Annotated in this window: 24 protein-coding genes; 4 read left to right on the plus strand and 20 right to left on the minus strand. The window is 45.6% G+C overall.

The window, feature by feature from the left end; translation table 11 throughout:
* Positions 1–24: 24 nt before the first annotated feature.
* Positions 25–2,007 (minus strand): hypothetical protein, encoded by a 1,983-nt coding sequence (locus L1D31_RS03210; RefSeq protein WP_239835638.1) that lies wholly within the window; start codon positions 2,005–2,007, stop codon positions 25–27.
* Between the two features lie 301 nt (positions 2,008–2,308).
* Here L1D31_RS03210 and L1D31_RS03215 point away from each other — a divergent pair, with 301 nt between their 5' ends.
* Both L1D31_RS03215 and L1D31_RS03220 read left to right on the plus strand, forming a co-directional pair.
* On the plus strand, positions 2,309–2,557 hold the full coding sequence (locus L1D31_RS03215) for a hypothetical protein (protein WP_239835639.1): 249 nt from the start codon (positions 2,309–2,311) through the stop codon (positions 2,555–2,557).
* 10 nt (positions 2,558–2,567) lie between these two features.
* On the plus strand, positions 2,568–4,100 hold the full coding sequence (locus L1D31_RS03220) for a hypothetical protein (RefSeq protein ID WP_239835640.1): 1,533 nt from the start codon (positions 2,568–2,570) through the stop codon (positions 4,098–4,100).
* Between the two features lie 290 nt (positions 4,101–4,390).
* On the opposite strand, the gene L1D31_RS03225 is transcribed toward L1D31_RS03220, so the two are convergent.
* The 13 genes from L1D31_RS03225 to L1D31_RS03285 all read right to left on the minus strand — a co-directional run bounded on the left by L1D31_RS03225 (position 4,391) and on the right by L1D31_RS03285 (position 13,354).
* Positions 4,391–5,269 (minus strand): hypothetical protein, encoded by an 879-nt coding sequence (locus L1D31_RS03225; protein ID WP_239835641.1) that lies wholly within the window; start codon positions 5,267–5,269, stop codon positions 4,391–4,393.
* A 4-nt stretch (positions 5,270–5,273) separates the two neighbouring features.
* On the minus strand, positions 5,274–8,759 hold the full coding sequence (locus L1D31_RS03230) for a toxin VasX (RefSeq protein WP_239835642.1): 3,486 nt from the start codon (positions 8,757–8,759) through the stop codon (positions 5,274–5,276).
* 195 nt (positions 8,760–8,954) lie between these two features.
* A complete protein-coding gene (locus L1D31_RS03235; protein ID WP_239835643.1) occupies positions 8,955–9,221 on the minus strand; it encodes a hypothetical protein in 267 nt (88 codons plus the stop codon).
* A gap of 13 nt (positions 9,222–9,234) precedes the next feature.
* Positions 9,235–9,426, minus strand: a complete 192-nt coding sequence (locus tag L1D31_RS03240) for a RebB family R body protein (RefSeq protein WP_099608220.1) — start codon at positions 9,424–9,426, stop codon at positions 9,235–9,237.
* A gap of 92 nt (positions 9,427–9,518) precedes the next feature.
* The gene (locus L1D31_RS03245; protein WP_019277222.1) at positions 9,519–9,791 is read right to left on the minus strand and encodes a RebB family R body protein; all 273 of its coding nucleotides are present in this window, start codon (positions 9,789–9,791) and stop codon (positions 9,519–9,521) included.
* An 11-nt stretch (positions 9,792–9,802) separates the two neighbouring features.
* Positions 9,803–10,066: a hypothetical protein gene (locus L1D31_RS03250; protein ID WP_239835644.1), complete on the minus strand. Its 264-nt coding sequence runs from the start codon at positions 10,064–10,066 to the stop codon at positions 9,803–9,805.
* Complete coding sequence (locus tag L1D31_RS03255; protein ID WP_239835645.1) at positions 10,053–10,481, minus strand: RebB family R body protein; 429 nt, start codon at positions 10,479–10,481, stop codon at positions 10,053–10,055. The genes L1D31_RS03250 and L1D31_RS03255 overlap by 14 nt, the downstream gene beginning before the upstream one ends.
* Before the next feature lie 86 nt (positions 10,482–10,567).
* Positions 10,568–10,861 carry a hypothetical protein gene (locus L1D31_RS03260; protein ID WP_239835646.1) on the minus strand — a complete coding sequence of 98 codons (294 nt, stop codon included), beginning with the start codon at positions 10,859–10,861 and terminating at the stop codon, positions 10,568–10,570.
* 59 nt (positions 10,862–10,920) lie between these two features.
* A complete protein-coding gene (locus L1D31_RS03265) occupies positions 10,921–11,184 on the minus strand; it encodes a RebB family R body protein (protein WP_006960110.1) in 264 nt (87 codons plus the stop codon).
* A 53-nt stretch (positions 11,185–11,237) separates the two neighbouring features.
* A complete protein-coding gene (locus L1D31_RS03270) occupies positions 11,238–11,498 on the minus strand; it encodes a RebB family R body protein (protein WP_006960109.1) in 261 nt (86 codons plus the stop codon).
* A 23-nt stretch (positions 11,499–11,521) separates the two neighbouring features.
* Positions 11,522–11,788 carry a RebB family R body protein gene (locus L1D31_RS03275; protein ID WP_239835647.1) on the minus strand — a complete coding sequence of 89 codons (267 nt, stop codon included), beginning with the start codon at positions 11,786–11,788 and terminating at the stop codon, positions 11,522–11,524.
* A gap of 52 nt (positions 11,789–11,840) precedes the next feature.
* Positions 11,841–12,041 (minus strand): RebB family R body protein, encoded by a 201-nt coding sequence (locus L1D31_RS03280; RefSeq protein ID WP_006960107.1) that lies wholly within the window; start codon positions 12,039–12,041, stop codon positions 11,841–11,843.
* 101 nt (positions 12,042–12,142) lie between these two features.
* On the minus strand, positions 12,143–13,354 hold the full coding sequence (locus L1D31_RS03285) for an AraC family transcriptional regulator (protein ID WP_239835648.1): 1,212 nt from the start codon (positions 13,352–13,354) through the stop codon (positions 12,143–12,145).
* 577 nt (positions 13,355–13,931) lie between these two features.
* On the opposite strand from L1D31_RS03285, the gene L1D31_RS03290 reads away from it, so the two are divergent.
* Positions 13,932–15,236 carry a dicarboxylate/amino acid:cation symporter gene (locus L1D31_RS03290; protein WP_239835649.1) on the plus strand — a complete coding sequence of 435 codons (1,305 nt, stop codon included), beginning with the start codon at positions 13,932–13,934 and terminating at the stop codon, positions 15,234–15,236.
* A gap of 63 nt (positions 15,237–15,299) precedes the next feature.
* Here L1D31_RS03290 and L1D31_RS03295 read toward each other — a convergent pair whose 3' ends face one another.
* From L1D31_RS03295 to puuE, 6 genes are all read right to left on the minus strand, one after another.
* Complete coding sequence (locus L1D31_RS03295; protein ID WP_239835650.1) at positions 15,300–17,222, minus strand: methyl-accepting chemotaxis protein; 1,923 nt, start codon at positions 17,220–17,222, stop codon at positions 15,300–15,302.
* A 344-nt stretch (positions 17,223–17,566) separates the two neighbouring features.
* Entirely contained in the window at positions 17,567–18,874 is a 1,308-nt protein-coding gene (locus L1D31_RS03300; protein ID WP_239835651.1) for a urate hydroxylase PuuD, read from the minus strand.
* A gap of 66 nt (positions 18,875–18,940) precedes the next feature.
* The gene (locus L1D31_RS03305; protein ID WP_239835652.1) at positions 18,941–19,504 is read right to left on the minus strand and encodes an ureidoglycolate lyase; all 564 of its coding nucleotides are present in this window, start codon (positions 19,502–19,504) and stop codon (positions 18,941–18,943) included.
* Between the two features lie 14 nt (positions 19,505–19,518).
* Positions 19,519–20,505, minus strand: a complete 987-nt coding sequence (gene alc, locus L1D31_RS03310; RefSeq protein WP_239835653.1) for an allantoicase — start codon at positions 20,503–20,505, stop codon at positions 19,519–19,521.
* 95 nt (positions 20,506–20,600) lie between these two features.
* Complete coding sequence (gene uraD, locus L1D31_RS03315; protein WP_239835654.1) at positions 20,601–21,116, minus strand: 2-oxo-4-hydroxy-4-carboxy-5-ureidoimidazoline decarboxylase; 516 nt, start codon at positions 21,114–21,116, stop codon at positions 20,601–20,603.
* A gap of 1 nt (position 21,117) precedes the next feature.
* Positions 21,118–22,041 (minus strand): allantoinase PuuE, encoded by a 924-nt coding sequence (puuE, locus tag L1D31_RS03320; RefSeq protein WP_006961856.1) that lies wholly within the window; start codon positions 22,039–22,041, stop codon positions 21,118–21,120.
* A gap of 351 nt (positions 22,042–22,392) precedes the next feature.
* Here puuE and uraH point away from each other — a divergent pair, with 351 nt between their 5' ends.
* On the plus strand, positions 22,393–22,746 hold the full coding sequence (gene uraH / locus L1D31_RS03325; RefSeq protein WP_006961857.1) for a hydroxyisourate hydrolase: 354 nt from the start codon (positions 22,393–22,395) through the stop codon (positions 22,744–22,746).
* The last annotated feature ends 50 nt before the right edge of the window (positions 22,747–22,796 follow it).

The following is a 22,796-nucleotide window of genomic DNA, read 5'->3' on the forward strand; positions in this document are numbered from 1 at the left end:
GCGGATTTTTGTTTCCTTAATCGACTAGGTTCTAGCTTTCAATTGACGATATAACTCCATCAGTGGATATCGCACTTGCACCAACATGATCGTTTGCAGATAGATACCCAGCAAATCTTCACAATTGGAAGATTTGAGTTTATACGGCACACAAGAATCCAACGCCGCCCACGGCCCGTTATTTTGGTCACCTACCGCTTCGTAATAAACGTTAGAAGGGTTGTTACCATCTAAATTCGCATCAAGAGTGAAGCAGATATATGTCGTGTGAGCCCGGTTATTCTGGTTCAATACTCGTTGGTTCATACCTTGTTGTATCTGGCTATTAAAACTCACCAGAATCTCTTTCGAATTCACTGTTTCAATCACTCGAACATTATGGATATTGGTAGTACCAAACTTTTTGCTCTTAAGATCAACGGCTCGGCCTTTGATGTCGTTATACGCATTGGTATTGACGGTAAGCTTGACTAGCCCCAGGGGGAAATCCATATTCTTAAAGCAGTCCTTGCTGTCAAGTTGCAACCAAGTACTCAACAAAGCATCGTTAACCACTTTGAATTTGTCGTTTGGATTGATCTTTGTAGAGTTTGGCTTGAGCAGTATAGATAGTGCGGTGTTGACTTGAGAGAAAGTTAAAGGGTTAAGAATGCAGGCTTTGAGGTTAGGTAGGTTCTTCATTAGCTTATTGACATTACTTTGATCACAAGCCGCTGTGAGCAGCAATCCTGAACCTGTAATCGCTAGGTCATAGTTGCCTTCTACTGCTTTATTGATGTAATCAATCACACCATCGGTCGGTCCTTGCTCATTGACGGAAGCCGCAAAGTGATTCACTTTACCGAGCAGATCATATTTTACCTGCGGAATGATACCTCTTCGATGTGTACCGTTTTGCTGGTTGGGAATTTCTTGAATGGTTGCTGCGTTTCCAAGGGCTTTCAGGTTCGCTCGGTTGTTGTTCAAACCGGCAATGGCATAAAAAGCGGCGGCTGCCCGTTTCTTTCTCTTTGCCTCTTTATGTGGACTACCACTAACACCTAGCTCAATCTCACCAATCAGCAGCAAGTTTTCAAACAACATATAACGCCAACCAGGGATCTTAAACTCATTATTTTGGTCATCGCTCAAGACGGTGACTTCATCTTTGACTGAAATATAAGATTCAGGGTTGCCCATACGCGGTGTCGACAAGTCAACCACTTCCGACTTAAATCGGATATCTTCCGTATTACCGCCATGGGTGATCCTGAAGTCATACACTATAGCTAGACGATAGAGCAAGAAGCCAGGAATCGTATGGTTAACATAGATGGTTGGAGTACATTGTGCCTGATAACCTAACCCACTGATATTATCGGTCATCGTGTGTGAGACCGTATCAAGAGGGCCAAATTCAATTCTCTGGCTGTTATTATTAAACAAACGATGGTTGCGCATCTCCCATTCAGGCAAGTAACGCATGTCGCGACCGACTTGGTAACATCGACTTTGGTTATCCCGATACGCCACAGTTATTGGCCCGACGAGCCCAGTCTCTTCTCTGACCACCTTTTCTATGATCCCCAATAACTCACCAGTTAACCAGTTGTTCATCGTGGTGTTCATGCCCACAGTAACATCATTTGGCCCTACACCCGCTCTCAGAGCTTGCGCAGCATCCTCAAGGACTTCAATCATTGCATCATGGACAGTATCCAACTCTGCGTTTGGATTAGCACCCGTCGCCCACTTGGTGTAGGTGGCCAAATCCGGCATCACCTGAAAATCCCAGTCACTCGTCGGGTGTCCACCAGTATCCAACTTGGTTAACGCAGCCCCGCCCTTTAAATAGTGGTAATAAATATTATTGGTGTTGAGCCCCGCTTTCGTACGAAGCGCTGCATCGGCTCTTAACGCCGCAGCTTCCGTGGGCACGGCAACAACTTCAAGAAACTTCTCGGTAATTTCACTATCGACACGACGCTTTATTTCACGCGCTTTTTGTTGAATGGCATTAATTGGCATCTTAGATTCCTGTTTACTGAACTAAAGGTTGGAAGCGCGCCTTTACATGAAGTTTTTTGGCTAATCACAGCTCAAAAAGCTAAGCAGTTATGAAGACGCACGGCTTCCTCCACTCTAGCGACGCTATGGCTCCAATACTTTGGCGAACCGATGTGAAACCTAGGCGAACCAATGACGAGTTTTGTTGGTTTCATAAGTCAGCGAATCGCTTCCATTTCTCAACTCAGCATTACATCCCCCGAGAAGATCACAGCTAAGCCTGAGTGAATCCACCGGTAGATTCATATAGTTGAACCACTTCATGTGTGATTCGTCAGCACAACGTGCTGACGTTTTTGAAATTTCACGCCTTGGGCGCTTCGTCCAGCCATTCAACCTAATTGGAGTGACAGCAATGCCAACTAACACCAACCCTTTAAGACAGGGGGCTTCAAGCAGCTCAACTGACAACGAGAGTGCCCCTCTCACAACCAGCCAACAGCAAGCTATGGATGAGTATCTGTGGCAGCAACTCACAGAGTTAGAAAACGTTAACTCTGAAGAACAGTAAGGAGCCCGTGATGACCATCAGAAATAGAGCATGTAAGCATTTGGCTTCAATCCTCAAAAGCCGAGGGGATTGGGAAAATGGGATGAGGAACATAGGCGTAGGCACGATACCTGAAAAAGTCGATTATCGAGATTGGACGCATTTACTGCTCAATAGCGGCGACTTCGTGTACTTCCTATATCAGGACTTTCCGACTGTGTTAGCTCATATGCAGACAGTGCTGTCAGATTTACTCGCCGACAAAAATGTGAGTACACACTCCTCCTTCTTAGATTCGCTTATCAACTCGAGCTCGAAAGAATCCGTTAAGAGCCTGAGTGGCGCTCAAGTCCACCTAGCCAAAACAAGTAAACTATGCCCCAGCCTTGTTTCCCCTCTTGTTTTAGAGAAATCCAATGCTGCCTCAATGGCTCGCGCTTTATATGCCGATCTCAAAGCTAGCTTCAATGGCATTAAAGCCGAGATATCGGAATACCCCAAAAGACTCCCGAGAGATATCCTCGATACTAACCCCGCTTCGACAAACTATGCCGATTGGTTAATGCAGCTAATCAGCTCAGATTCCTTTAATCTGTTCTGCAACGAATACTCTCCGCAAACCATCACAGCAATGAACTTTTTGTGGCAGAAGATCAAATATGACACACATGATGTCACCAGCACTGCGGAAGCACCTTATGTGGTATGTAGCGGATTATTTGGCAGCGACACCCCCGCAGACAAAGATGATTTCGTTCAGTTCTTTGACAAGCAACTTGACATCATGATCAAAAAGCTTGATTTCCCAACACCTGAAATCGAAAAACCAGAATCGATTCATTTTGTCTCAATTCCATTTGAGAAAATGCCACTCGCAGGCTTCCATTCGATAGACACACTCATTACTCAAGTAAACCCAATGCTTGATTTGATTAAGGCAACTCAACGGCAAACCAGTGAAGAGCCATGGCTTCAATGGTTCAAAAAACAAATCATCGGCATACCTACCACTCTGCGTGAAAATGCTCGTAGTATTTTATGGTTTACGCTTGGTCAAATAGCCAGTAGAGGTGGAACCGCATTAGGGCTCCATTTCGGCGGAAACTTGCTGACTCCGTTAACCGCAACCGTTGATTTCAATACGTATATGGCCAAACAACTGCTTCTTTACGATCTCAAACAACATGGTAAAGAGACATTAAAACTTAAGAATGACGATCCTGTTATGGCGTCCATCATCTTGGCCATCGACAATATTGATTGGGCGGCCGTGCGCTACTCATTCAAAGTCACGCCATTCGGTCTGCTTATTTCTGCTTACAGTGGATTTAAATGGGTAGCGAGGAAAACAGGTGTGAGCGATGGTGACAAATCTCAGGCGCAAAAACTATTAGAAGTAGCCGATTTGATTCACAATAAAGATCACCACAATGATGCTCAGGTTCGCCTAGCACTGATTACAATCTTCCACTTGGTGGAGCAAAAACCGCACAAGTTTGTCGAAATCATGACGTGTAGAACCGATGCAGCCATCAGCACTATAGCAGATAAGCTGAGAGCTTAGTTTGATGGCAGCCTAAACCTAACAAGCTGCTTATAAAGTAAAAAACCCATAGAGCTTTATCTCTATGGGTTTTCTCTAAAACCAACCATCAACCATTAGCCGGAATAACATATTGAACTGATAAAGCGTTAAAAAGCTTAACCAAATGATGAACACTAAGTCTAATATTCGCATTCACTTTCCTACCTTTCGAGTTTAAATCCAAACTCTACAGGGTATTCTCAAGTCATTCCCAGTTTAACCGAGGCATCTTTTTGGCTTTAGCATTAAGTCATGCTTTACCTAGCTTTTTAGGTGTGGGCTGGATTCCCCCTTTTTGTCATAGCTTCTTCCATAGAATAGTGCTCGCCTTTTTGATGAAAGGTTTTGAATGGTTCTGGACCTTGTTCACTGTCATAAATCAAGTCGAGATCTTCTATATTTTCAACAACTAACCCAATATCATTTTCTAAAAGTGAAATAATATTTGAATATTGTACTTCGTTTTCAGGGAAAATAGGTATACAGGCTTTCGCCAAGGCTCGATATATATACCCTTCATTCTTCATTGACGGTGTGCATGAATCAATACTTGTAAATATACATATAATATTTCTTTCTCTATTAGCTCTTATAGCCATGAATTGGTCATATGGAACTACTCGACGATAAGGTTCATCTTGCTTTCTATTTATCAGAAAAAACGATACCAGCATGAAGCTTCCGGCACCCACTAACACTGCAGGGCCAACGAAAGCAACAAGGATTAAACAAACTGCGCTTCCCACGAAACCAATAATTTTAACTGCGTTAGGAACCCAAAGTGGCTCTCCTAAGCTCTGGTGCACAATAATACCTTTTTTGGATAAAATGTAATCAAACCGATCATCCGATGCAAAGCTTATATATGTAGCCAACCAGCCTATAGAGAGTCCGACTAAAGTAGAAATGGCAAGCCCTTCCATGTTTTTCCACATATCTATATTTGCAACTAAGCCAATACCGATCAGAAGTGCAGAAATTAATAGAATAGGAAAGAACCACCACTTTTTCCTAAGCCATCTGTCTTTTTCATCTAAGTTAAAACTGGTCCAAGAAAAAACCTGAGTACTATTCTCTATATCTTCTATCTGTTTTTTTTGTAACTCTGAGAATTCTTCTAACGTTATATAAAAAGGTAAATGCGCCAACTTCTCACCCTCGGGTTTGTATTATTCTACTATCGCCATTCAAAAGTGACTGGTATTGTTTTGACAAATTAGCATCAAACTCTGCAGTATATGTGCTCTTTTCATTAAGAGCATTTTGGTAAACATACTCAGTATTTGACACTAGATCTCCAGATACCAAGTTTCGACCTAAATATTCTACTTTTAATGTCACATACTTGCTAGTAGGCTCTGAAGAAGTTGACATTATTGAACTGTATTCAATATGTTCCGTATTATTGTCGACCTTCAGCCAATCTTCTGTTTCATGAGAAGCGGAAACTCTAAGAGCATCAATATTAATTGTGTTAGGTATACGTAATGTTATTTTAAGTGCTACCTGATGCGAAATCACTGTAGGATAGCTTGAATTTCCACTTTCGACAGATAGGATTGGTTCTTGCGTAATAACTGGCTGTCTTATTAATTTGTCTAGCTCTGCAAGAGCTTCATTCACTAGTTTCGAATTTTCCTCTACAGATGCTTCGAGTTCTTGAGAGGTACTCCATCTGTTCCTCGTTGAAGAATACCCCCAAGGAAGGTTAGACAACCATCTTTGATAGTCATCTTTCTTTTCACGCTCTAGTAGAATTGTCGTAGCAACATAAGCAATAGCTGCTACTGCCAAAATAGCAGTTGCAAATAGTCCTGCTGTAAGAGACAAGGATAACATTCCTGAATAGCCAACAGTCTGAAGGCCTAGAACTACACTTGAGGACACTAGAGAGGTACCTTGTATAAGCAATAAGTTCTTTTCGACACTGGATTTTGCACTAGTGTAGCGATTGTAAACTCTATAACCTTCAATTGAAGTGGCTAATAAACCTAGCAAGGCAGTTCCTGCCAGCCATTTGTTATACAAACTAAGTTGCTTTAATTGTGCAGTATCTACACCTATCTCAATCTGCCTAGATGTAAGAGTCTTTAAAGAGTATCTGCGTAAGGTCTCATTACCCAATTGAGACGACCAAACTTGGCTTGTTCTAATACCAACAACTGCAGAAAGCGAGTACATCCCTGTTTGAATAATTGCCAGGTACTCATCTGTCTGAACAAAATCATCCTCAAATGCATCATCTAGGGCATCATGAAATGAGATAAGGTTGAACAACAAACCGATAAAGCCGAGCCCGCCTACCGATTTATAGTAATCTCCAAGCCTATCAATTTTTCCCTTGAGAATATCCAGACGCACGTTCGCCATCGCAGATGCGAAATCTTTCGGTAGAACAATCTTTTGTGGGTATTCCAGCATGCTGGCTCTAAGCACTTTTTTAGCGTTGGCGTATTTTTCCCGAGCCGTCTTGAAAGCACTCTTGGATACTGATTTATCATTACGATTAAACGCATCAACTATAGCTTTGGATTCTTTTAAGATCGCCTCATTGCGTTTGATCTTATCTCGCCACTCGACAAATTTGGTCGAGTAGTCAGTCGGCACTTCCAGCCCCATCTTAAGAGCAAGGCGTTCAGCCATAGCCATTCTCATGTAAGTCGTATTCGCAGTGGCAGTCGGGGCTACTGCAGATAGAACCAGTACGGATGACTGAGCGATGAAGCTGGCACTCGTTTTTGGCGCGGCAAGCGACAGCGCTTCGACAAATTCGTGGATAAGCAGGTGAATATTCTTGGCCCCGTCACTGAGAGGTTTAAGCAGTTCGCTGCCATAAACATCTTCGTTGGTGAGAAAATCCACCAGCTTGCTGAAAATACCTGTAGCGCTTCCCCAATTTGAAGCTGCCGACGCAAATTTGTCCTGAATGCTGGGTTCTGTTTGTTGCTGCGCTGAAACCGTAGCAGCGTCATCAATACTCATTGGAATTGCAGAGCCTAGAATGTTGAAAAGTTCTCGACTGAAACCGCTCGTATTGAGCGGAATGATCGTCGTCGGTTTACTGAACTCTGCCGCGATAAATGCTTGATTCTCCTCATGTTGGATAAAAGTGACTGCCTCGACTATTTGCATGTGATAGTGGAGTAACTCATTCTGAGTTTCCCTATCCCATAAGTCCATCAGCCACTCAATACGGCGCGGAGACAATTTCTCTAACGTCTTTCGAAAATCTTCCCTCACCTTTGTCACAGATTCGAATAATTCTTCGCGCTTGTTGGTCAACTCTTCCATTTCAGAGAACATACGCTGCCAGTCGAGCATTTTTCTCCATTTATCCGTCGCCACCCATGTCTTATAACTTTTTAATAGGGTAGGTGAAACACAGTATTTTTCTTGGAAATACGCTTCTCTTGACTCCATTGTTGAGGACATGTTTGAGCCATATAGCTTGTTAAGTTCGTTGTTAACTTCATTAAACTGCCCAGGATAAGCTTCATTTCGCTTCGCCATGTCCACAAGACTTCGACTAGAATAATAGCTTGAGAGATCTTTATAGAACTCAAGCTCCTGTCCTCTGCGTTTGACGATAGATGGCATATCAAGATCATCTTTTGAACCGAACATACAAAGCTGCATAGCAGTTTGCATCAAGGCCCACTGGCTAGTGTATTGCTCTTCGAATAATCGGTATGGCGAAGCTACCCCAACAAAATACGCTGAGACATCACGCCCTTCAGCCAAATAGTCGTCAATTGCCATGATGCAAGCAGCTTCGTCAGGAGGTAATGTACTTTTTATCTCCGCAGCGGATGCCACAGGTTTCACTTCTAGATCTGGATACTCACTATCTAGCGAAGTGAGGACACTACTGTTAGCAAAGCGATGATCATTAATCACACTATCTTCTATATCCGCCACTTGAGATAACAGTTCAATATCACCAACATCAGAGGCCTCTGGCAGCTTTAGTGCCCGAGTCGACATAAACTGGCCATTTTTCGCTTCGCCAGCACGAACTCTTTCATAGCTTTCCCAGCTCCAGCGGTGCTTTGAAAACACACATGATATGGCGGTTTTTGTCGGGTAGGTAATGTAGGGCTTGGCTTCTTGTGCCTGACCACGACTCTCTTTGCCTAGCTCAGGGTCTTCACTTTCACTCATCAGATACTGAGTAAAATTCACCCCTTGAACCTCGTATTCGTCGAGCTCTTTAGTCATGTGGTCATAAACATATAACCAACCGTCTCTTAGCTGCCTCAGCGTATAGCCTAAACCTGAATCTGAACTGTATTTTGTTGACCCTTTACCCTTCCAGCCCTCAGGCAGCCCATATGGTTTGGTTGCGGGCTCTGCCTCTGGATCGTCGATTTCGTCGATGGCGTAACGCACAGGAACAATATTGATCGTCTCCCCTTCTACCTCTTTTTTCTTCAGGTTGAGCTTTTCTGCGGGCACGTCTTGTTCAGGTGGCTCAATTTTTTCAGTTCCACCTTCCCAGAACATGCTGTGCTCAGGCGGAGAACCTGCCAAATCATCCGAGGGGATGTCAGATTTCTGGTTCAATGACGCCAATGTGCCATCTTGGTCGTACGCCGAAACAACGTCATCATGACTAAAAGGTTGATTATTCCAAAACATGGATGTCTTAGGGGGAAGGGGTTATGGTTACTCATGCTTACACCAGACGAAGAAAATATCGGATTAAAGCAAATGTCATACCAAATATTTTTTAATTAAAATTCAATAAGTTAATTTTCCGCGGTCCTCCGTGACACAATATTTCGTTAAATCGTACAATAAATGGTTTTTTCTCACCATTTTTTGTGTCATCCACTAACCAAACTTCTTCGCCACTTCAGCCGCTTTGCTACCTAGCTCAGCAAAGTTGGCGGTCCCTTTTTCCATGATTTTCTGTGCTTGTTCAATCACCTGCACGTATTTGGGATCACCAGTGGCAAGAAGTTCAGACAAAGCAACACCGATAGCGGTGGTACTAATGGTGTTGAGATTGCGCAGGTTGTCAGCCGCATCTTGCACGGCAATGGCAGTGGATTGAGCGACCGATTGTTTGGCCTTGTCAGTCGTGCTCTCATTCGACATTGGCGGTTATCCGTTAGCCGCCTTTTTTGAGGATCAATGCACATGCCGTCGAGGTCGAAGCATTACTGATGGCTTGCATACCTTGCTGTATGGTGACGGCATTTTGCATATGCAGACCCATAGTGTCTGACATGGCTGACTCCGTCAGTTGATCGATCATCTCTGATACTTGTTTAAGATCTTCAGCACCCTTCTTGTCACTCATGATTCACTCCTAAAACAAAAGGCCAATGTCATAATTGAATTGGCCGTTGGGTCAACTGGTACGGTTGGCAAGAAAATCAAAGCGCAATAACGTTATTCTTCGTCTTTTTCGACGATCGCTTCTGTGGCTCGCCCGAGTACCGCTGTTCCAATCGCTGTCAGTGCGTTAACGCCCTGCACCGTCGCAGCCTGCATACCAATATTGGCCTGCTGCTGTGCTGATGTCGCATTATTGTTCAGGTTCGACATCGCTAAGCCCATAGAGGTAAACAAATTACCCATTGCATTAGCCGGTGATCCCGCCAGTACTTGAGTATTGGTTTGAGTTACGGAGTCTGTGATCTGCTCGTTGACTTTTTTCGGCATGATAACCTCACTTATTGAATTTCATTTGGAAGCAGCTCCTGCAGCTGCTGATTGATTTTGCTGATTTCTTGCTCAAGTTGACCCTCAATATTATCCAGCATGCCTGTGACTGCATTTTCCACTTCATCGATAGACTCTTTTACCTGACCGGAGCCAAAGCTCTTCTGCGAGTCAGCAATAAGCTTCTGAACATCCTGCTGTTGCTGCGCGGTAAAGGACTCAATCTGTTTAAGCTGTTCATTGACGTCAAACTTGATTGGATCATTGCTGGCCATCACTCGCCCCTTTATCTCTCTTCAGAAAGCGCAGCAAACTGAATGAACGCTTCTTCTCTTCATCGCTTTCTTGAATGTCTTCCGAGCCACCTTCTTCTCTACCCAGTCGGTGACTGGCATCAACAAAAATGGCGGGCTCGGTTTTAGGCTCAACTTTCGCCTCAACCGTCGGTCGAGTCTGAGTCTGGAGCAATCGGGCACAGGCGTTGGTTACCGATGCCGCGGTGGTCATTTGTGATTGCTGTTGGGTGCTAACCGCGTTGTGCATAGACAAACCCAGCGTATCAGCCAAGGTGGTTTCCAACAGGCTGGTCGGCTGTGACGAAAACCCCTGCAGCGTATTAAATTGGTCAATCGTATTTTGCGAGAGCTCTTGTTCGAACTCATTTTCGAATCTTGTATCCTGCTCTTTCATGTTCACTCCTTGCGATGCCTTCAACAGGCGCTGAAACGGATGCTGAACTCACAAACCTGAAATGGAAATGAGAAGAACAGCGATATCTACTGAGAGCGGTCGTGCAGCACTGTTGCGACTTTTTCGCCTACCACACCAAAGTTCTCGGCGCCATTCGTCACCACTTTTTGCGCTTGGTTGATGATGTCCATGTATTTAGGATCCCCAGTTTCCAATAGCTGACTGAGTGCTGTACCAATGGCCGTGGTGCTCAATGTGTTCAGGTTGCGCAGATTATCTGTTGCGTCCGCAAGTGCCATGGCAGTGGATTGCGCCACAGATTGATTCGCAGCATGGAATGCTGACTCTGCCTGCTCAGGGGGTGTGTTTACCGTTTTCATTCACATCTCCTTCAAAGACACCTTTGCCAGCCACTAGACTGACAAAGGTGCGTACGGCATTACGAGTCTTTTTCGATGATGCCTTCTGCGCTTCGGCCAACAACCGAAGAGCCGATTGACATAAGCGAGTTAACGCCTTGGACAGTCGCAGCCTGCATTGTGATTTGTGCTTGTTGCTGACCGCTTGTCGCGTTATGAGCAGCAGTGCCTAACGCTTGGCTGGTAGACATTAGCAAGTTACCCATTGCCATTGCCGGAGTTTCACCAACCACTTTTGTGTTCACCTGTGTTACTGAGTCTGTTACTTGTTCATTAACTGGCATTGTTTCGTTCCTTATTTGTTGTTAACAATTAGTTTTTCCAACTTGGCTATCAATTAGCCTTTTTCGATGATGCCTTCAGCACCACGGCCAATGACCGAAGAACCGATTGCCATCAAAGAGTTCACACCTTGTACTGTTGCAGCCTGCATAGTGATTTGTGCTTGCTGCTGTGCAGCCGTCGCGTTGTGAGCAGCATTACTCAAAGCGTGGCTGGTAGACATCAACAGGTTGCCCATGGCCATAGCGGGTGTTTCACCAACCACTTTCGTGTTCACCTGTGTTACTGAGTCTGTTACTTGTTCATTAACTGGCATAATTTGCTCCTAATTTCAGTTAATTAGCTTGCGCTAGGTTCTAGGATGAGTTCGACACTACGGCCAATAACCGCGGTACCTGTAGCGAGTAAAGAATTCACTCCCTGCACTGTCGAAGACTGATGGACCAAAGTGGCTTGCTGGTTTGCCCCTGTACTGTTGAGAGCAGAGATGCCCATTGCCTGACTGGTTGAAAGCAACAGGTTTCCACCCGCAATAGCAGGGGTGTCGCCCACTACTTCGGTATTTACTTGCGTCACAGAATCAGTGACCGCATCATTTACTGGCATATCAAATGCTCCTTTGCTGGTTAAGAAGCGCAGCATTGCACTTCAAAACTGACTAAGATCCTTTTGCTGCAATGGAATAAATCAACCCGGAACCTAACGCCGTATTTGTGACCACTATGGTCTGAATTTGCTGCTGAGCGTGTGTGGCATTTTGTGAAGCTTTCCCTAACGAATCGGCCACCATATTGAGATACATATTGCGCGATGTAGTCGGGGTGAATTGACTCAGCATTTTCTCGATGTTGATTTCCATTGCAGAGGCTCTTGAAGTTCGTCTCTATGCTTTCCATATTAGGAAGAAGTCCGCTGTATAACTTGGTCAAATCCCTCAAGAATTGCGGCCTTTTCACCAACTTAGGTCGCGTTAGAAAAGCGTACTTTGTCTCTTTCTTTTTGACGGTACTGGCGAGGTGTGCAGCCAACATTACGCTTGAACATTTTCTCGAAGTGGCTCAGATCACCGAACCCAGATTGCAAACACACTTCGGTCACTTTCATCATTGGTGATTCATCAATCATCTGCTTGGCATAGCGGATACGAACTTTCACCAATAGCGATTTGAACGAAAATCCAATGTGCTGTCGGAATAGATAAGACAGGTGAGATTGGCTGGTATACGCCGAATTGGAGAGATCGGCGAGAGTCAGCTCTTCAGTGAAGTTGCTACTCATATAATTGAGCGCTTTAAGTAACCCTGGATGGAGGTGGCGAAAACCACTGAACTCTTGGCTTAGCACAGCTTCGACAATGTCAAAGGTTTCACTTTCTGGAAAAAGATCGAGATTTTGAATATCTGTGGCATCAATGTCGTTACCGCAGCAGGAAGCCAAAGTCACAACAACGCGCTGTAACTGCTCAACATTCCCCGGCCAGTGATATTTATGCAGCAATTGAATCGCTTCAGGAGTAAATCGGGTTGTAGTGAAAGACTGGATCTTGTTGAGGATGTGATCAATATGATTAGAAAGGTCTTGCTTCCGTTCTCTAACAGGGGGGATATGGAGTTCTAAATGAGGAATTTCTGTACCGAGTAATTTGGCGAGAAATTGCCGATTCCCTCCAGCACTATTCAGCGATTCTGTACAGGAAATGATCAACTGGACTTTTTTTTCGGCCAAACTGCGTTGAAACTCCTCTTGGCTGAATAAAGTGGTCAAGTAGTCTTTCTTCTCTTGTGGCAGCACATCCACTTCTGACAAATATAAAGTGCCTTGTTTCGCTTGATTAAGGCTACTTTCCAGATACGCTTTAAACTGCGATTGATTGTGGATAGTCGGCGGAATAAGAATGAAGCGCCCTTTACCTTCCGGTCTATTAAGATGGATAAGAGAAGCAATGGAACGCTTTTCGGTACCACTTTCTCCGCTAATAAACACTGGATAACTGGTTCGCGCAGCAAACTCAATCTGACTTTGAATTCTCTGTATTGAAGGGGATAAGCCTAGCAGAGGGTAATCTGCTCCACTTCTATTTACAGAATGATGTGGAAATGAATTGTAGTTATTAAGTACCGCAGGATGGCCTTTTAAAACCGTACCTGTATTGGCATAGCTCAGCTCTGACATTGTAATTATTCCTTTATTTAAATGTAGTCTCAGACGTCGAGCTTCTATGCTAAGGGGAACCCTCCTAGGTAAATCGGTGTTATTGGCTAAATTCGCGGCCAAAGCAATGAGAAACTCGTTGAATATGAGGTAGCTAGCATTTACAAAGGCATAGTGAATGCGTTAACAGGGGTAATCAATGCCTGGCAAGCAGGGAGTAGATAGCGGCAAAAAAACTGGGATTATTGTCGAAAAATGACGAGAGCTGTGACCAGTGTGACAACTTCGATAGTGCATAAACATTGATTATCTATGCAAAGATAGAGTCATCCGACCTCTATATGCATCTAATTTCTCAAGTAATGAGAATGACCTATTTTTTAACACCCAACACTTCAAACGTTAAATATGAAAACATTCAGATAAAACAACCCGCCAATTTTGTTACCGCAGGGTTAAACACCAATATAATCCAGTGATAAAGATCACATCTATAAATCTATCAGCGCATTTTATTTTCTTTTTTTTCACTTCGGCTGATAACCTCCTGCACGCCTTGAAGTGAACTCAAGGTGCATAACTATAAGGAGTGTTCACTATGAATACCAAGAAACCGATGTCGCTAACCAGCCGCGTTATTCTCGGCATGTTAGCAGGTATCTTGACAGGGTTTGCGATTCGCAGCCTCTTTGCCGACAACGGATTTGTCGACACATACATCGTCAATGGACTGTTTGAAGTTGGTGGCCAGATATTTGTCGCCAGCTTAAAAATGCTTGTTGTTCCACTGGTGTTTGTTTCACTGGTTTGCGGAACAAGCTCACTAAAAGACCTCTCCACTTTAGGTCGAATGGGTGGTAAAACACTCGCTTTCTATATTGCGACAACCGCTGTTGCGATCACACTTGCTTTAACGATGGGTAACCTATTCCAACCAGGTGCTGGTGCCGATCTCACTGCCGCTAGCTCGTTTAAATCGGCAGAAGCCCCTTCTTTGGGTCAGGTCATCATCGACATGTTCCCAACCAACCCAATCAGCGCAATGGCTGAAGGGAAAACACTTCAGGTTATCGTATTTGCCGTGCTGTTTGGTATCGCTATCAGTGCTGCGGGTAAACCGGGTGAGCGTATTGCCGCTGTATTTGCAGACCTTAACGAAGTGATAATGAAGCTGGTTGCGCTACTAATGAACCTAGCCCCTTACGGTGTATTCTTCCTGATGGCGAAGCTATTCACAGGCCTAGGGTTGGGTGCAATTCTAAACCTAGCGGAATACTTCGTTGTTCTAGCAGGTACACTTGTGCTTCACGGTCTGGTTACCTACAGTGTGATGCTGAAAGGCTTTACTGGTCTTAGCCCAATCACCTTCCTGAAGAAAATGGAAGATGCCATCATGTTCGCTTTCTCCACCGCGTCTTCTAATGCGACAATTCCTGTCACAATGGAAACGGCGAAGAATCGCATGGGTGTAGAGAACCGTGTTTCTTCATTCACCGTTCCTCTAGGTGCGACCGTGAACATGGATGGTACGGCGATCATGCAAGGTGTCGCAACCGCCTTTATCGCTCAAGCCTTCAATATTGATCTCACCATGGGTGATTACCTGATGGTGATCCTAACGGCAACGCTGGCATCTATTGGTACTGCTGGAGTTCCGGGTGTTGGGCTGGTAATGCTGGCGATGGTACTCAACCAAGTCGGCCTCCCACTGGAAGGTATCGCCCTGATAATGGGTGTTGACCGTCTACTAGACATGATCCGTACTGCCGTAAACATCACAGGTGATAGTGCAGTGACCGTCATTGTTGCCAAGTCGGAAGGGGCTCTGGATGAGTCACGCTTCAACGATCCAATGGCCGGCGTGAAAGAAGAAGAAGTGAATCTGAAAAAAGCAGGCGCTTAATTTTCTTACTCACTAATAATAATGCCCTGTGCTGACGCATAGGGCATTTTTTTGCACCACTCGTTAGAATTTAAATTTAGCCACCAGCTGGCTGAGAGAGTTCGCATTGTCTTTCAGATCGGCACAATGATGGGAGGTTTGATTCACCATCTCAGTGTTGCTGCGTGCCACATCAGCAATACTCGATACATGCGGAGCAATTTCATTGATAACCTGAGACTGCTCATTGGTCGCCGTGGCGGTCTGGCTACTCAGTTGATGAATCTCATCCACAAACTGATTGATCGACTCTAAATGCTTCTCTGAAGCCTGAGCGGCGGTTAAACACGCTTTACCAGTACTGTGACTCTGACTAACTTCTTTCACCACCGTATCGCTGAGGCCCTGAAGATTTTCGATAATGGTGCGAATTTCACTGGCTGAATCCTGTGTGCGTGACGCTAATGTGCGCACTTCATCCGCCACCACAGCAAACCCTCTCCCCTGATCTCCTGCACGAGCTGCCTCTATCGCCGCATTGAGAGCAAGCAAATTGGTTTGCTCTGACACGCCACTGATCACATCCAGTACCGTATCAATGGCGTTGATGTCATTGGAGAGCTTCTCAATACTCTGACTGCTCTGATCCAACTGTCGACTCATCGCTTCGGTATGAGAAAATGTGTCGCTGACCGATGACAAACCATGTTTCACTTCTACTGTCGCCTGCTGCACATTGTCTGACGTATTGTTGGCATTGCTGGCTATCTCTTCCGAGCTAGCGCTCATTTCATGGATCGCTGTCGCGACTTGGTCAATGTTCTGCTCTTGCCCTTGGATCTGATGTTTCATCTCACTGGCTTGAGAATCAATATGATCAATGGTTGCCACCAAATCAACGCGCGAGCGGTCGATCTCTTGCAAGACATTGCCCATATAAGCAACAAACTGGTTGTAACCACGAGCAATGCTGCCAACTTCATCATTGCGGCTTTCATCCAGCCTTTGCGTCAGGTCACCACCACCGCCACCGATTTCCAGCAGCAAATCTGCCGTGGTCGACAGAGGTTTAAGCAAAGCATTCGTCATATAAGCACTGATGATGATAAATAGTAAAGCCACTACCACACCGATGTAAGTCATGGTCTGAATAAACTGATTCAGCTCCGCCAGCACTTCACTTTGGGGCTGAAGAGAAACCAGTGTCCAACCGAGCTCTGGTAAGGCAATAAACCCGACAATCATGGCGCTGCCGTTCACTTCAGCTTCAATAATGTGCGAGTCTGTGTCACTGAGTTTACCCAGCTCCGCTGCCAATTCTCGCAGCTGTAAGTCGTTGAGTGATTTACCAACTAGATTGGCATCTGCGTGAATTTTCACTACTCCTTGATTGTCGACCAGCATCAGTTGACCTTGCTCACCCAGTGAATAGTTTGCGACGGTTTTCCCCATATTTTGTAGTGACAAGCCAATCCCGGTAACACCAATACGCTTGCCTTGTTGCATCACCACATGGTTAACAAACACAGTCGCGACACCAGTAGAGTCATCGACATCAATCGATAGCTCGACTTTCTTGCCACTGGCGAGAAAACCATAAAACCATTGGTCATCATTAGACTGCGCCGACATGTCTTTCAATTTGCCGGTCGGAATGTAGTAGCTACTATCAACGGTATTAACGTAGAACGCCGTCAGAGCACCAAACTGCTGCTTGATACGGCTAAGGATATCGACGATTTCTTCACTGCCCTCACCTGTAAATTCGGTCAGTTGGGAAAGCTCCGACATCACATCTGCGATAACCAGCGGTTTCTCCAACTCAAGCTTAATTTTGTTACTCACTTCTCCCAACGAAGCCGGAAGCTGCTGTGAATAGGTTTGGTCGAGAATGATCTTACGACCTTGGCTCACGGTGGTACTGATCAGTACGATGATCACCAGAACCACTGCCAATACTGTCGCCAGTATGGTTTTGTGTCTGATGCTGATGGCTAATTTCGTCACATCTAAATCCTTTTATAATTGACCAATGTAGGGCCCATCTAATGAGCCCGTGAAAAGAGAAAGAAGGTAGAAATGTCGCTCTCAGCCTTTCACTCACGACTAATGCGTTACCTATCAATAGTAAACGTAGCACAGCCGAAATTTCTGCATGCGTTGATTGAAGATAAACATCACAACTTCAACAACCTTGCATTTCTTGCTTCTTAACACCTATAAAAAACCCCGGAACACGTTCCGGGGAAAGGGAAATACACTGTCTGGAGACAGCTGGGAATGAGGAGTCTATGTCAGCCTGAACATAGGATGACAGGAAGTCAGGCTGACACTCAGTCCCGCAAGGACAGTTATTGGATAACTGCACCTTGTTCCACCCAAACTCCGATAAGGGATCGTTCCTCATCAGTCATCTGAGTAAGGTTGCCCAGCGGCATCACTTTAGTCGCAACGGACTGAGAAATGATGCGTGGAACGTTCGTTAAGATCTCTTCAGGGGTATCCAGTACCACTCCGGCTGGCGCAACCGCAAATGCTGCGTGCGTTGGCGTGGCAGAGTGACATACAGAGCAGCGCTCCTGAATGACCTTGTTCACTTCGGCAAAGCTGACACCACCTGTTGTAGATGCTGCTTGCTCCTGAGGAGCCTGCTCATCGGTTGATGCCGATGCGGTTTCATTTGCTTCTTCTGTCGCTGTTTCAGCAACAGGCACAGCCTGCTGTTGTACAACCGGTGCTTTCGCCACTGGCGCTGCAGGTCGGTTCGCATAAGGAGAAGTCACAAATGCCAACGTGATCATACCCAAAGCCGCCACAGGGATCGTCCAGGCAAATTTCTGACTACCATGACGTGTGTTGAAGTAGTGTCGCACTAGGATACTGAAGATCGCCAGACCCGCTAGAATCGCCCAGTTGTATTCCGAACCGTAAGTGCTCGGGAAGTGGTTACTGATCATGATGAACAGTACAGGCAATGTTAGGTAGTTGTTGTGGCGAGAACGCAGTAAACCTTTCGCTGGCAATGCCGGATCCGGTTCGCGGTTTTCTTCAATCGCACTCACCAGATTGCGCTGCGCTGGCATGATAACGCGGAAAACGTTACCCACCATGATCGTACCTATGATGGCACCAACGTGGATGTAAGCACCACGACCACTGAAGACCTGAGCCAGTCCGTAGGTCGCACCAACAAGCAGCACAAACAGAACCAGTCCCAGCAACATTGGGGTTTTGCCTAAAGGCGAATCACACAAGAGATCGTAAATGAACCAGCCCGCGACTAACGCACCCACACCAATCGCAATAGCAGTAGTAGATGACAGGCCAGAGCCTGGTGCAATCAGATAGATTTCTGCGTTGAGGTAATAAACAACCGCCAGTAGCAACACACCGGTAATCCAAGTGAAGTATGCTTCCCATTTAAACCAGTGCAGGTGCTCTGGCATTTCCGGTGGCGCAAGCTTGTACTTTTCAAGGTGGTAGATACCACCGCCATGAATTGCCCACAAGTCGCCTGACAGGCCAGTTTTCGGGTTAACGCGGTTTAGGTTATTCTCCAACCAAACAAAGTAAAACGATGCGCCAATCCAGGCGATCCCGACTATCATGTGAACCCAGCGAATCGCCAGATTCAACCACTCCGTGATATGTGGATCCATAATAAACTCCTATTTACTGCCAGCGCTTTCCATCACAAGGGAACCCTCTGATGGTCAGTCCCAGCATTACAACGCTTGTTCCATGCGTTGCTCTTCATCCGTGCTGTTGTTGCCTGGAATATCTTCCAGATGCAGAGAGACCAAATCGGTGTCGAAAAACACTTCATCACAGTTATGCCCTTCACCACCTCGATCGACGATCAAAAACTGATCACGCTCGGTCAGCGCCAACACCGGATGGTGCCAAACACCTTTGTGGTAATTGACACCTTGTCGGCCATTGCTGATAAAGGCACGGCTTTGCGACAACTGCGGGTCATCTCCTTTTGGTGCAACAACAATTAAATATGGTCGCCCAAGCAACGGAACGAAGGCCTGTGAGCCAAGCGGATGACGTTCCAGCATTTTTATCGTTAGAGGGTAACTCAGCGGCGTGGCCTGAAAGATACTGATGATGGCTTCACCACCTTGATCTTGCACGTCTGTGCTCGCCAGCTTGTGGTAACGACGGGTTGAGCCGTTATTGATCATAAAGTAGTCGCTGTTTTCGACTTCAATAACGTCTCCAAATTCTGCAAACGACTCTTTGGTGAGTGGCTCTATTTTTAATCGGCGAATTCCATTGCTCATTGTGCTTCCCTCGCTTATTCCGCTTTAGTTCCAAATAAACGCAGGCGGCTAATACCACCATCCGGGAAGATATTCAGACGAACGTGCGTCACAGCACCCAGTTCATTCACTTCAGAGACAAACTCATGAATATCGTGTGCCTTGAGCTTCTGTGCTGGCAAAAGTTCACGCCAGAACAGGCTTTGTGTCGCCACCTGATCATCTGTGCCACCTTTAACGTAGGCCGCCTGAATAGAGCAGCTGTCTGGGAAGTTGCCTTTAAAGTGCGCTGTATCCACCACAACACGTTCGATATTACCGGCGTGCCCAAGTGCAACGATCACCCAGTCATTCCCCGGCGTGCGTCGACGTGCGGTTTCCCAGCCATCACCCATATTTTCACCTCGGCCAGGGCCAAGAATGTTTGATTTATTACCGTAGTGCTCGTCACTACATGCCAACGCACGACCGCCATTTTCAACAGCGGCTAAGTCCACTTTCTGCTGAGCATCAATGCGGTCCCAATCCACACTTGGTCGGCCGTAAACACGAAGACGTGCAACACCGCCATCTGGATAGATGTTAAGACGTAAGTGAGTGAACACTTCGTCGCTTTCAATTTGCTCAAGGTGATGATGGTCGCCTTGCAAGCTCATTGAAGGCAGAATTTCTTGCCATTCAGAGGCATCCGTTGGGTCGCCATCAGGTGAATAACACGCATCGATGGATGCCGATGGTGGGAAGTTACCCGTAAAGAAAGAGGTATCGATATCAACGCCTGCAATCGTGCCAGCTAAGCCTAGACGAATCACACAATAGTCGTAGCCTTCGCCACGCTTACGGCGGCTTTCCCAGCCATCCATCCATTTTCCATTGTCGTCATAAACACCTTCCTTCCACTCCGGCGCTTCACGGCGTAAAAGGCGGCTTTTATCCGCAAAGAAATCATCGGTCGCGTAGATAGCTTGTGCGCCCAGTTTGTCATCAGCAAGGTTAATGTATTGTTCAAAATCTAAGGACATTTCCTTCATCCTTCCAATTAATCAAAAATAGGTTAAGTGAGTCAGTTATCTGCTCCTAAAGAGCGTTATTACGGGATAGTCGCCAGCTCAGTGACTTACATATCTCGCAGGCGAAACAAGGCAATCTTGTTGATTTCCTGAATCGCAGTAGCAAACTCAGTTTCACTATCATTTCCTAATCGCATCTCGAACGACTCAAGAATTTGGTAACGATTGGCCCCTTTCACTGCCATGATGAAGGGAAAGTTGAAGCGACTTTTGTAGCTGTTGTTATAAGTGGTAAATTTCTCGAACTCGTCCGCAGAGCATTGATCAATGCCCGCCCCTGCTTGTTCAGCAGTCGAGGCGGCGGTCAGTTCCCCATTGACGGCTGCACGACCGGCTAGATCCGGGTGAGCGTTAATTAAATCCAATTGCTGTGCTTTCTCTGCACCCAGTAAAGTTTCAGCCATACGCTGATGCAGATGTTCAATCTTGTTATCGTCGACGCTCAGCCCTTTGTCATATACAGCTTCAGCGACCCATGGACTGTGCTCATACACATCACCAAAATGCGAGACAAATTCCGCGCGAGCCATCTCCGATGGTTTACAGGTACGAAATTCGGACATATTACTTCTCCTTTTTTGGTGTGTATGGGTGGTGTTCATGCCAGTGGTGAGCAATATCAATGCGGCGACATAGCCACACATCATCATGTTGTTTTACGTAATCGAGAAAACGCTTGAGTGAAGCAAGACGACCGGGTCGACCAATCAAGCGGCAATGCAATCCGACCGACATCATCTTTGGGGCGGACTCCCCTTCTTCATAAAGAGTGTCAAACGTGTCTTTCAGATACTGGAAGAATTGCTCACCAGAGTTGAACCCCTGAGCGGTAGCAAAACGCATGTCATTAACATCCAAAGTGTATGGAATCACCAACTGAGGACGACCCGCTTCAGTGTGCCAATACGGCAAATCGTCATCATAGGCATCGGAGTCGTATAAGAATCCGCCTTCTTCCGCCACCAAACGACGGGTATTTGGCCCAGTGCGACCGGTATACCAACCGAGTGGTCTGCTACCTGTGATCTCTTTGATGATTTCAATCGCTTTTGCCATGTGGTCACGCTCTTGTGACTCATCCATGTACTGATAATCAATCCAACGATAACCGTGGCTACAAATTTCATGGCCTGCTTGCACCATGGCTTCTGCCACGTCAGGGTGTCGCTCAATCGCCATAGCCACCGCAAAAACGGTGAGTGGAATTTCGTATTCGTCAAACAGGCGTAAGACACGCCACACACCAGCACGACTACCGTATTCATAGATAGACTCCATGCTGATATGGCGCTCACCCTTAATAGGTTGAGCGGCTGGGATTTCAGATAGAAAGGCTTCGGACTCGTCATCTCCATGCAGAAGGCAACGCTCACCACCTTCTTCATAATTCAATACAAATGACACTGCGATACGAGCACCGCCCGGCCATTTGGGATGCGGAGGATTCGCCCCATAGCCAACCAGATCTCGTGAATAATCCTTATCCATTCAGGCTCTCCTTAAAAAGCTTGGCGCGATTGTAACGCCACATCAACTTCATACATTCATTGTATACAATAAAATATCTTAATGTAAAGATTTTGTTGCTAAAGTTACTTTTTATCAACATAAGCATATTAATCAATTAGTTACAAATAAATGCACTTCAATACAGACGAAATTACACTTCACATAATTCATTTTTCAATTTATCCACTAGTAACATTTTTATAACAACGAGCTTTACTATATGAATATTTTGTGTACATATATAGGTATCCAACAAAGTTTAAAAACAACTTTGTATACAATTTAAAATAACCTCAAAGCTAAGGAGAGCGCGACGCGCGAACAGGAATTATGGGAAAACTAACCACACACGTATTGGATACAATGCATGGCCTGCCAGGTGCAGACATCGAAGTTGAACTGTTCCGAGTGGAAGGTGACAACCTAACCAAGATTAAAACCGTCACGACTAACTTTGATGGCCGCACTGACGCGCCTGTTTTAGAAGGCGAAGCTTTTGAACTTGGAAAGTATCAGCTTGTTTTTCACGTTGCCGATTATTTTCGCAACAAAGACGTCGACCTGGGCGACATTGCCTTTCTCGATGACGTCGTGATCCGTTTTGGATTGGGTGAGAAAGATGCGCACTATCACGTGCCGCTACTGGTTTCACCGTATAGCTTCTCGACTTATCGGGGCAGTTAACGCAATAACGATAAGCGTCACCTAACAGCGTCATATAACTATTCAATCGG

The sequence above is a fragment of the Vibrio sp. Isolate23 genome (assembly GCF_022398095.1).
GTDB classification, from domain to species: Bacteria; Pseudomonadota; Gammaproteobacteria; order Enterobacterales; family Vibrionaceae; genus Vibrio; species Vibrio coralliilyticus_A.

Excerpts from the sequence above, each read along its gene's own strand:
- L1D31_RS03210 (WP_239835638.1), bottom strand. The coding sequence starts at position 2,007 with ATGCCAATTAATGCCATTCAACAAAAAGCGCGTGAAATAAAGCGTCGT.
- L1D31_RS03215 (WP_239835639.1), top strand. The coding sequence starts at position 2,309 with ATGTGTGATTCGTCAGCACAACGTGCTGACGTTTTTGAAATTTCACGC.
- L1D31_RS03220 (WP_239835640.1), top strand. The coding sequence starts at position 2,568 with ATGACCATCAGAAATAGAGCATGTAAGCATTTGGCTTCAATCCTCAAA.
- L1D31_RS03230 (WP_239835642.1), bottom strand. The coding sequence starts at position 8,759 with ATGTTTTGGAATAATCAACCTTTTAGTCATGATGACGTTGTTTCGGCG.
- L1D31_RS03235 (WP_239835643.1), bottom strand. The coding sequence starts at position 9,221 with ATGTCGAATGAGAGCACGACTGACAAGGCCAAACAATCGGTCGCTCAA.
- L1D31_RS03240 (WP_099608220.1), bottom strand. The coding sequence starts at position 9,426 with ATGAGTGACAAGAAGGGTGCTGAAGATCTTAAACAAGTATCAGAGATG.
- L1D31_RS03245 (WP_019277222.1), bottom strand. The coding sequence starts at position 9,791 with ATGCCGAAAAAAGTCAACGAGCAGATCACAGACTCCGTAACTCAAACC.
- L1D31_RS03250 (WP_239835644.1), bottom strand. The coding sequence starts at position 10,066 with ATGGCCAGCAATGATCCAATCAAGTTTGACGTCAATGAACAGCTTAAA.
- L1D31_RS03255 (WP_239835645.1), bottom strand. The coding sequence starts at position 10,481 with ATGAAAGAGCAGGATACAAGATTCGAAAATGAGTTCGAACAAGAGCTC.
- L1D31_RS03260 (WP_239835646.1), bottom strand. The coding sequence starts at position 10,861 with ATGAAAACGGTAAACACACCCCCTGAGCAGGCAGAGTCAGCATTCCAT.
- L1D31_RS03265 (WP_006960110.1), bottom strand. The coding sequence starts at position 11,184 with ATGCCAGTTAATGAACAAGTAACAGACTCAGTAACACAGGTGAACACA.
- L1D31_RS03270 (WP_006960109.1), bottom strand. The coding sequence starts at position 11,498 with ATGCCAGTTAATGAACAAGTAACAGACTCAGTAACACAGGTGAACACG.
- L1D31_RS03275 (WP_239835647.1), bottom strand. The coding sequence starts at position 11,788 with ATGCCAGTAAATGATGCGGTCACTGATTCTGTGACGCAAGTAAATACC.
- L1D31_RS03280 (WP_006960107.1), bottom strand. The coding sequence starts at position 12,041 with ATGGAAATCAACATCGAGAAAATGCTGAGTCAATTCACCCCGACTACA.
- L1D31_RS03285 (WP_239835648.1), bottom strand. The coding sequence starts at position 13,354 with ATGTCAGAGCTGAGCTATGCCAATACAGGTACGGTTTTAAAAGGCCAT.
- L1D31_RS03290 (WP_239835649.1), top strand. The coding sequence starts at position 13,932 with ATGAATACCAAGAAACCGATGTCGCTAACCAGCCGCGTTATTCTCGGC.
- L1D31_RS03300 (WP_239835651.1), bottom strand. The coding sequence starts at position 18,874 with ATGGATCCACATATCACGGAGTGGTTGAATCTGGCGATTCGCTGGGTT.
- L1D31_RS03305 (WP_239835652.1), bottom strand. The coding sequence starts at position 19,504 with ATGAGCAATGGAATTCGCCGATTAAAAATAGAGCCACTCACCAAAGAG.
- alc (WP_239835653.1), bottom strand. The coding sequence starts at position 20,505 with ATGTCCTTAGATTTTGAACAATACATTAACCTTGCTGATGACAAACTG.
- uraD (WP_239835654.1), bottom strand. The coding sequence starts at position 21,116 with ATGTCCGAATTTCGTACCTGTAAACCATCGGAGATGGCTCGCGCGGAA.
- puuE (WP_006961856.1), bottom strand. The coding sequence starts at position 22,041 with ATGGATAAGGATTATTCACGAGATCTGGTTGGCTATGGGGCGAATCCT.
- uraH (WP_006961857.1), top strand. The coding sequence starts at position 22,393 with ATGGGAAAACTAACCACACACGTATTGGATACAATGCATGGCCTGCCA.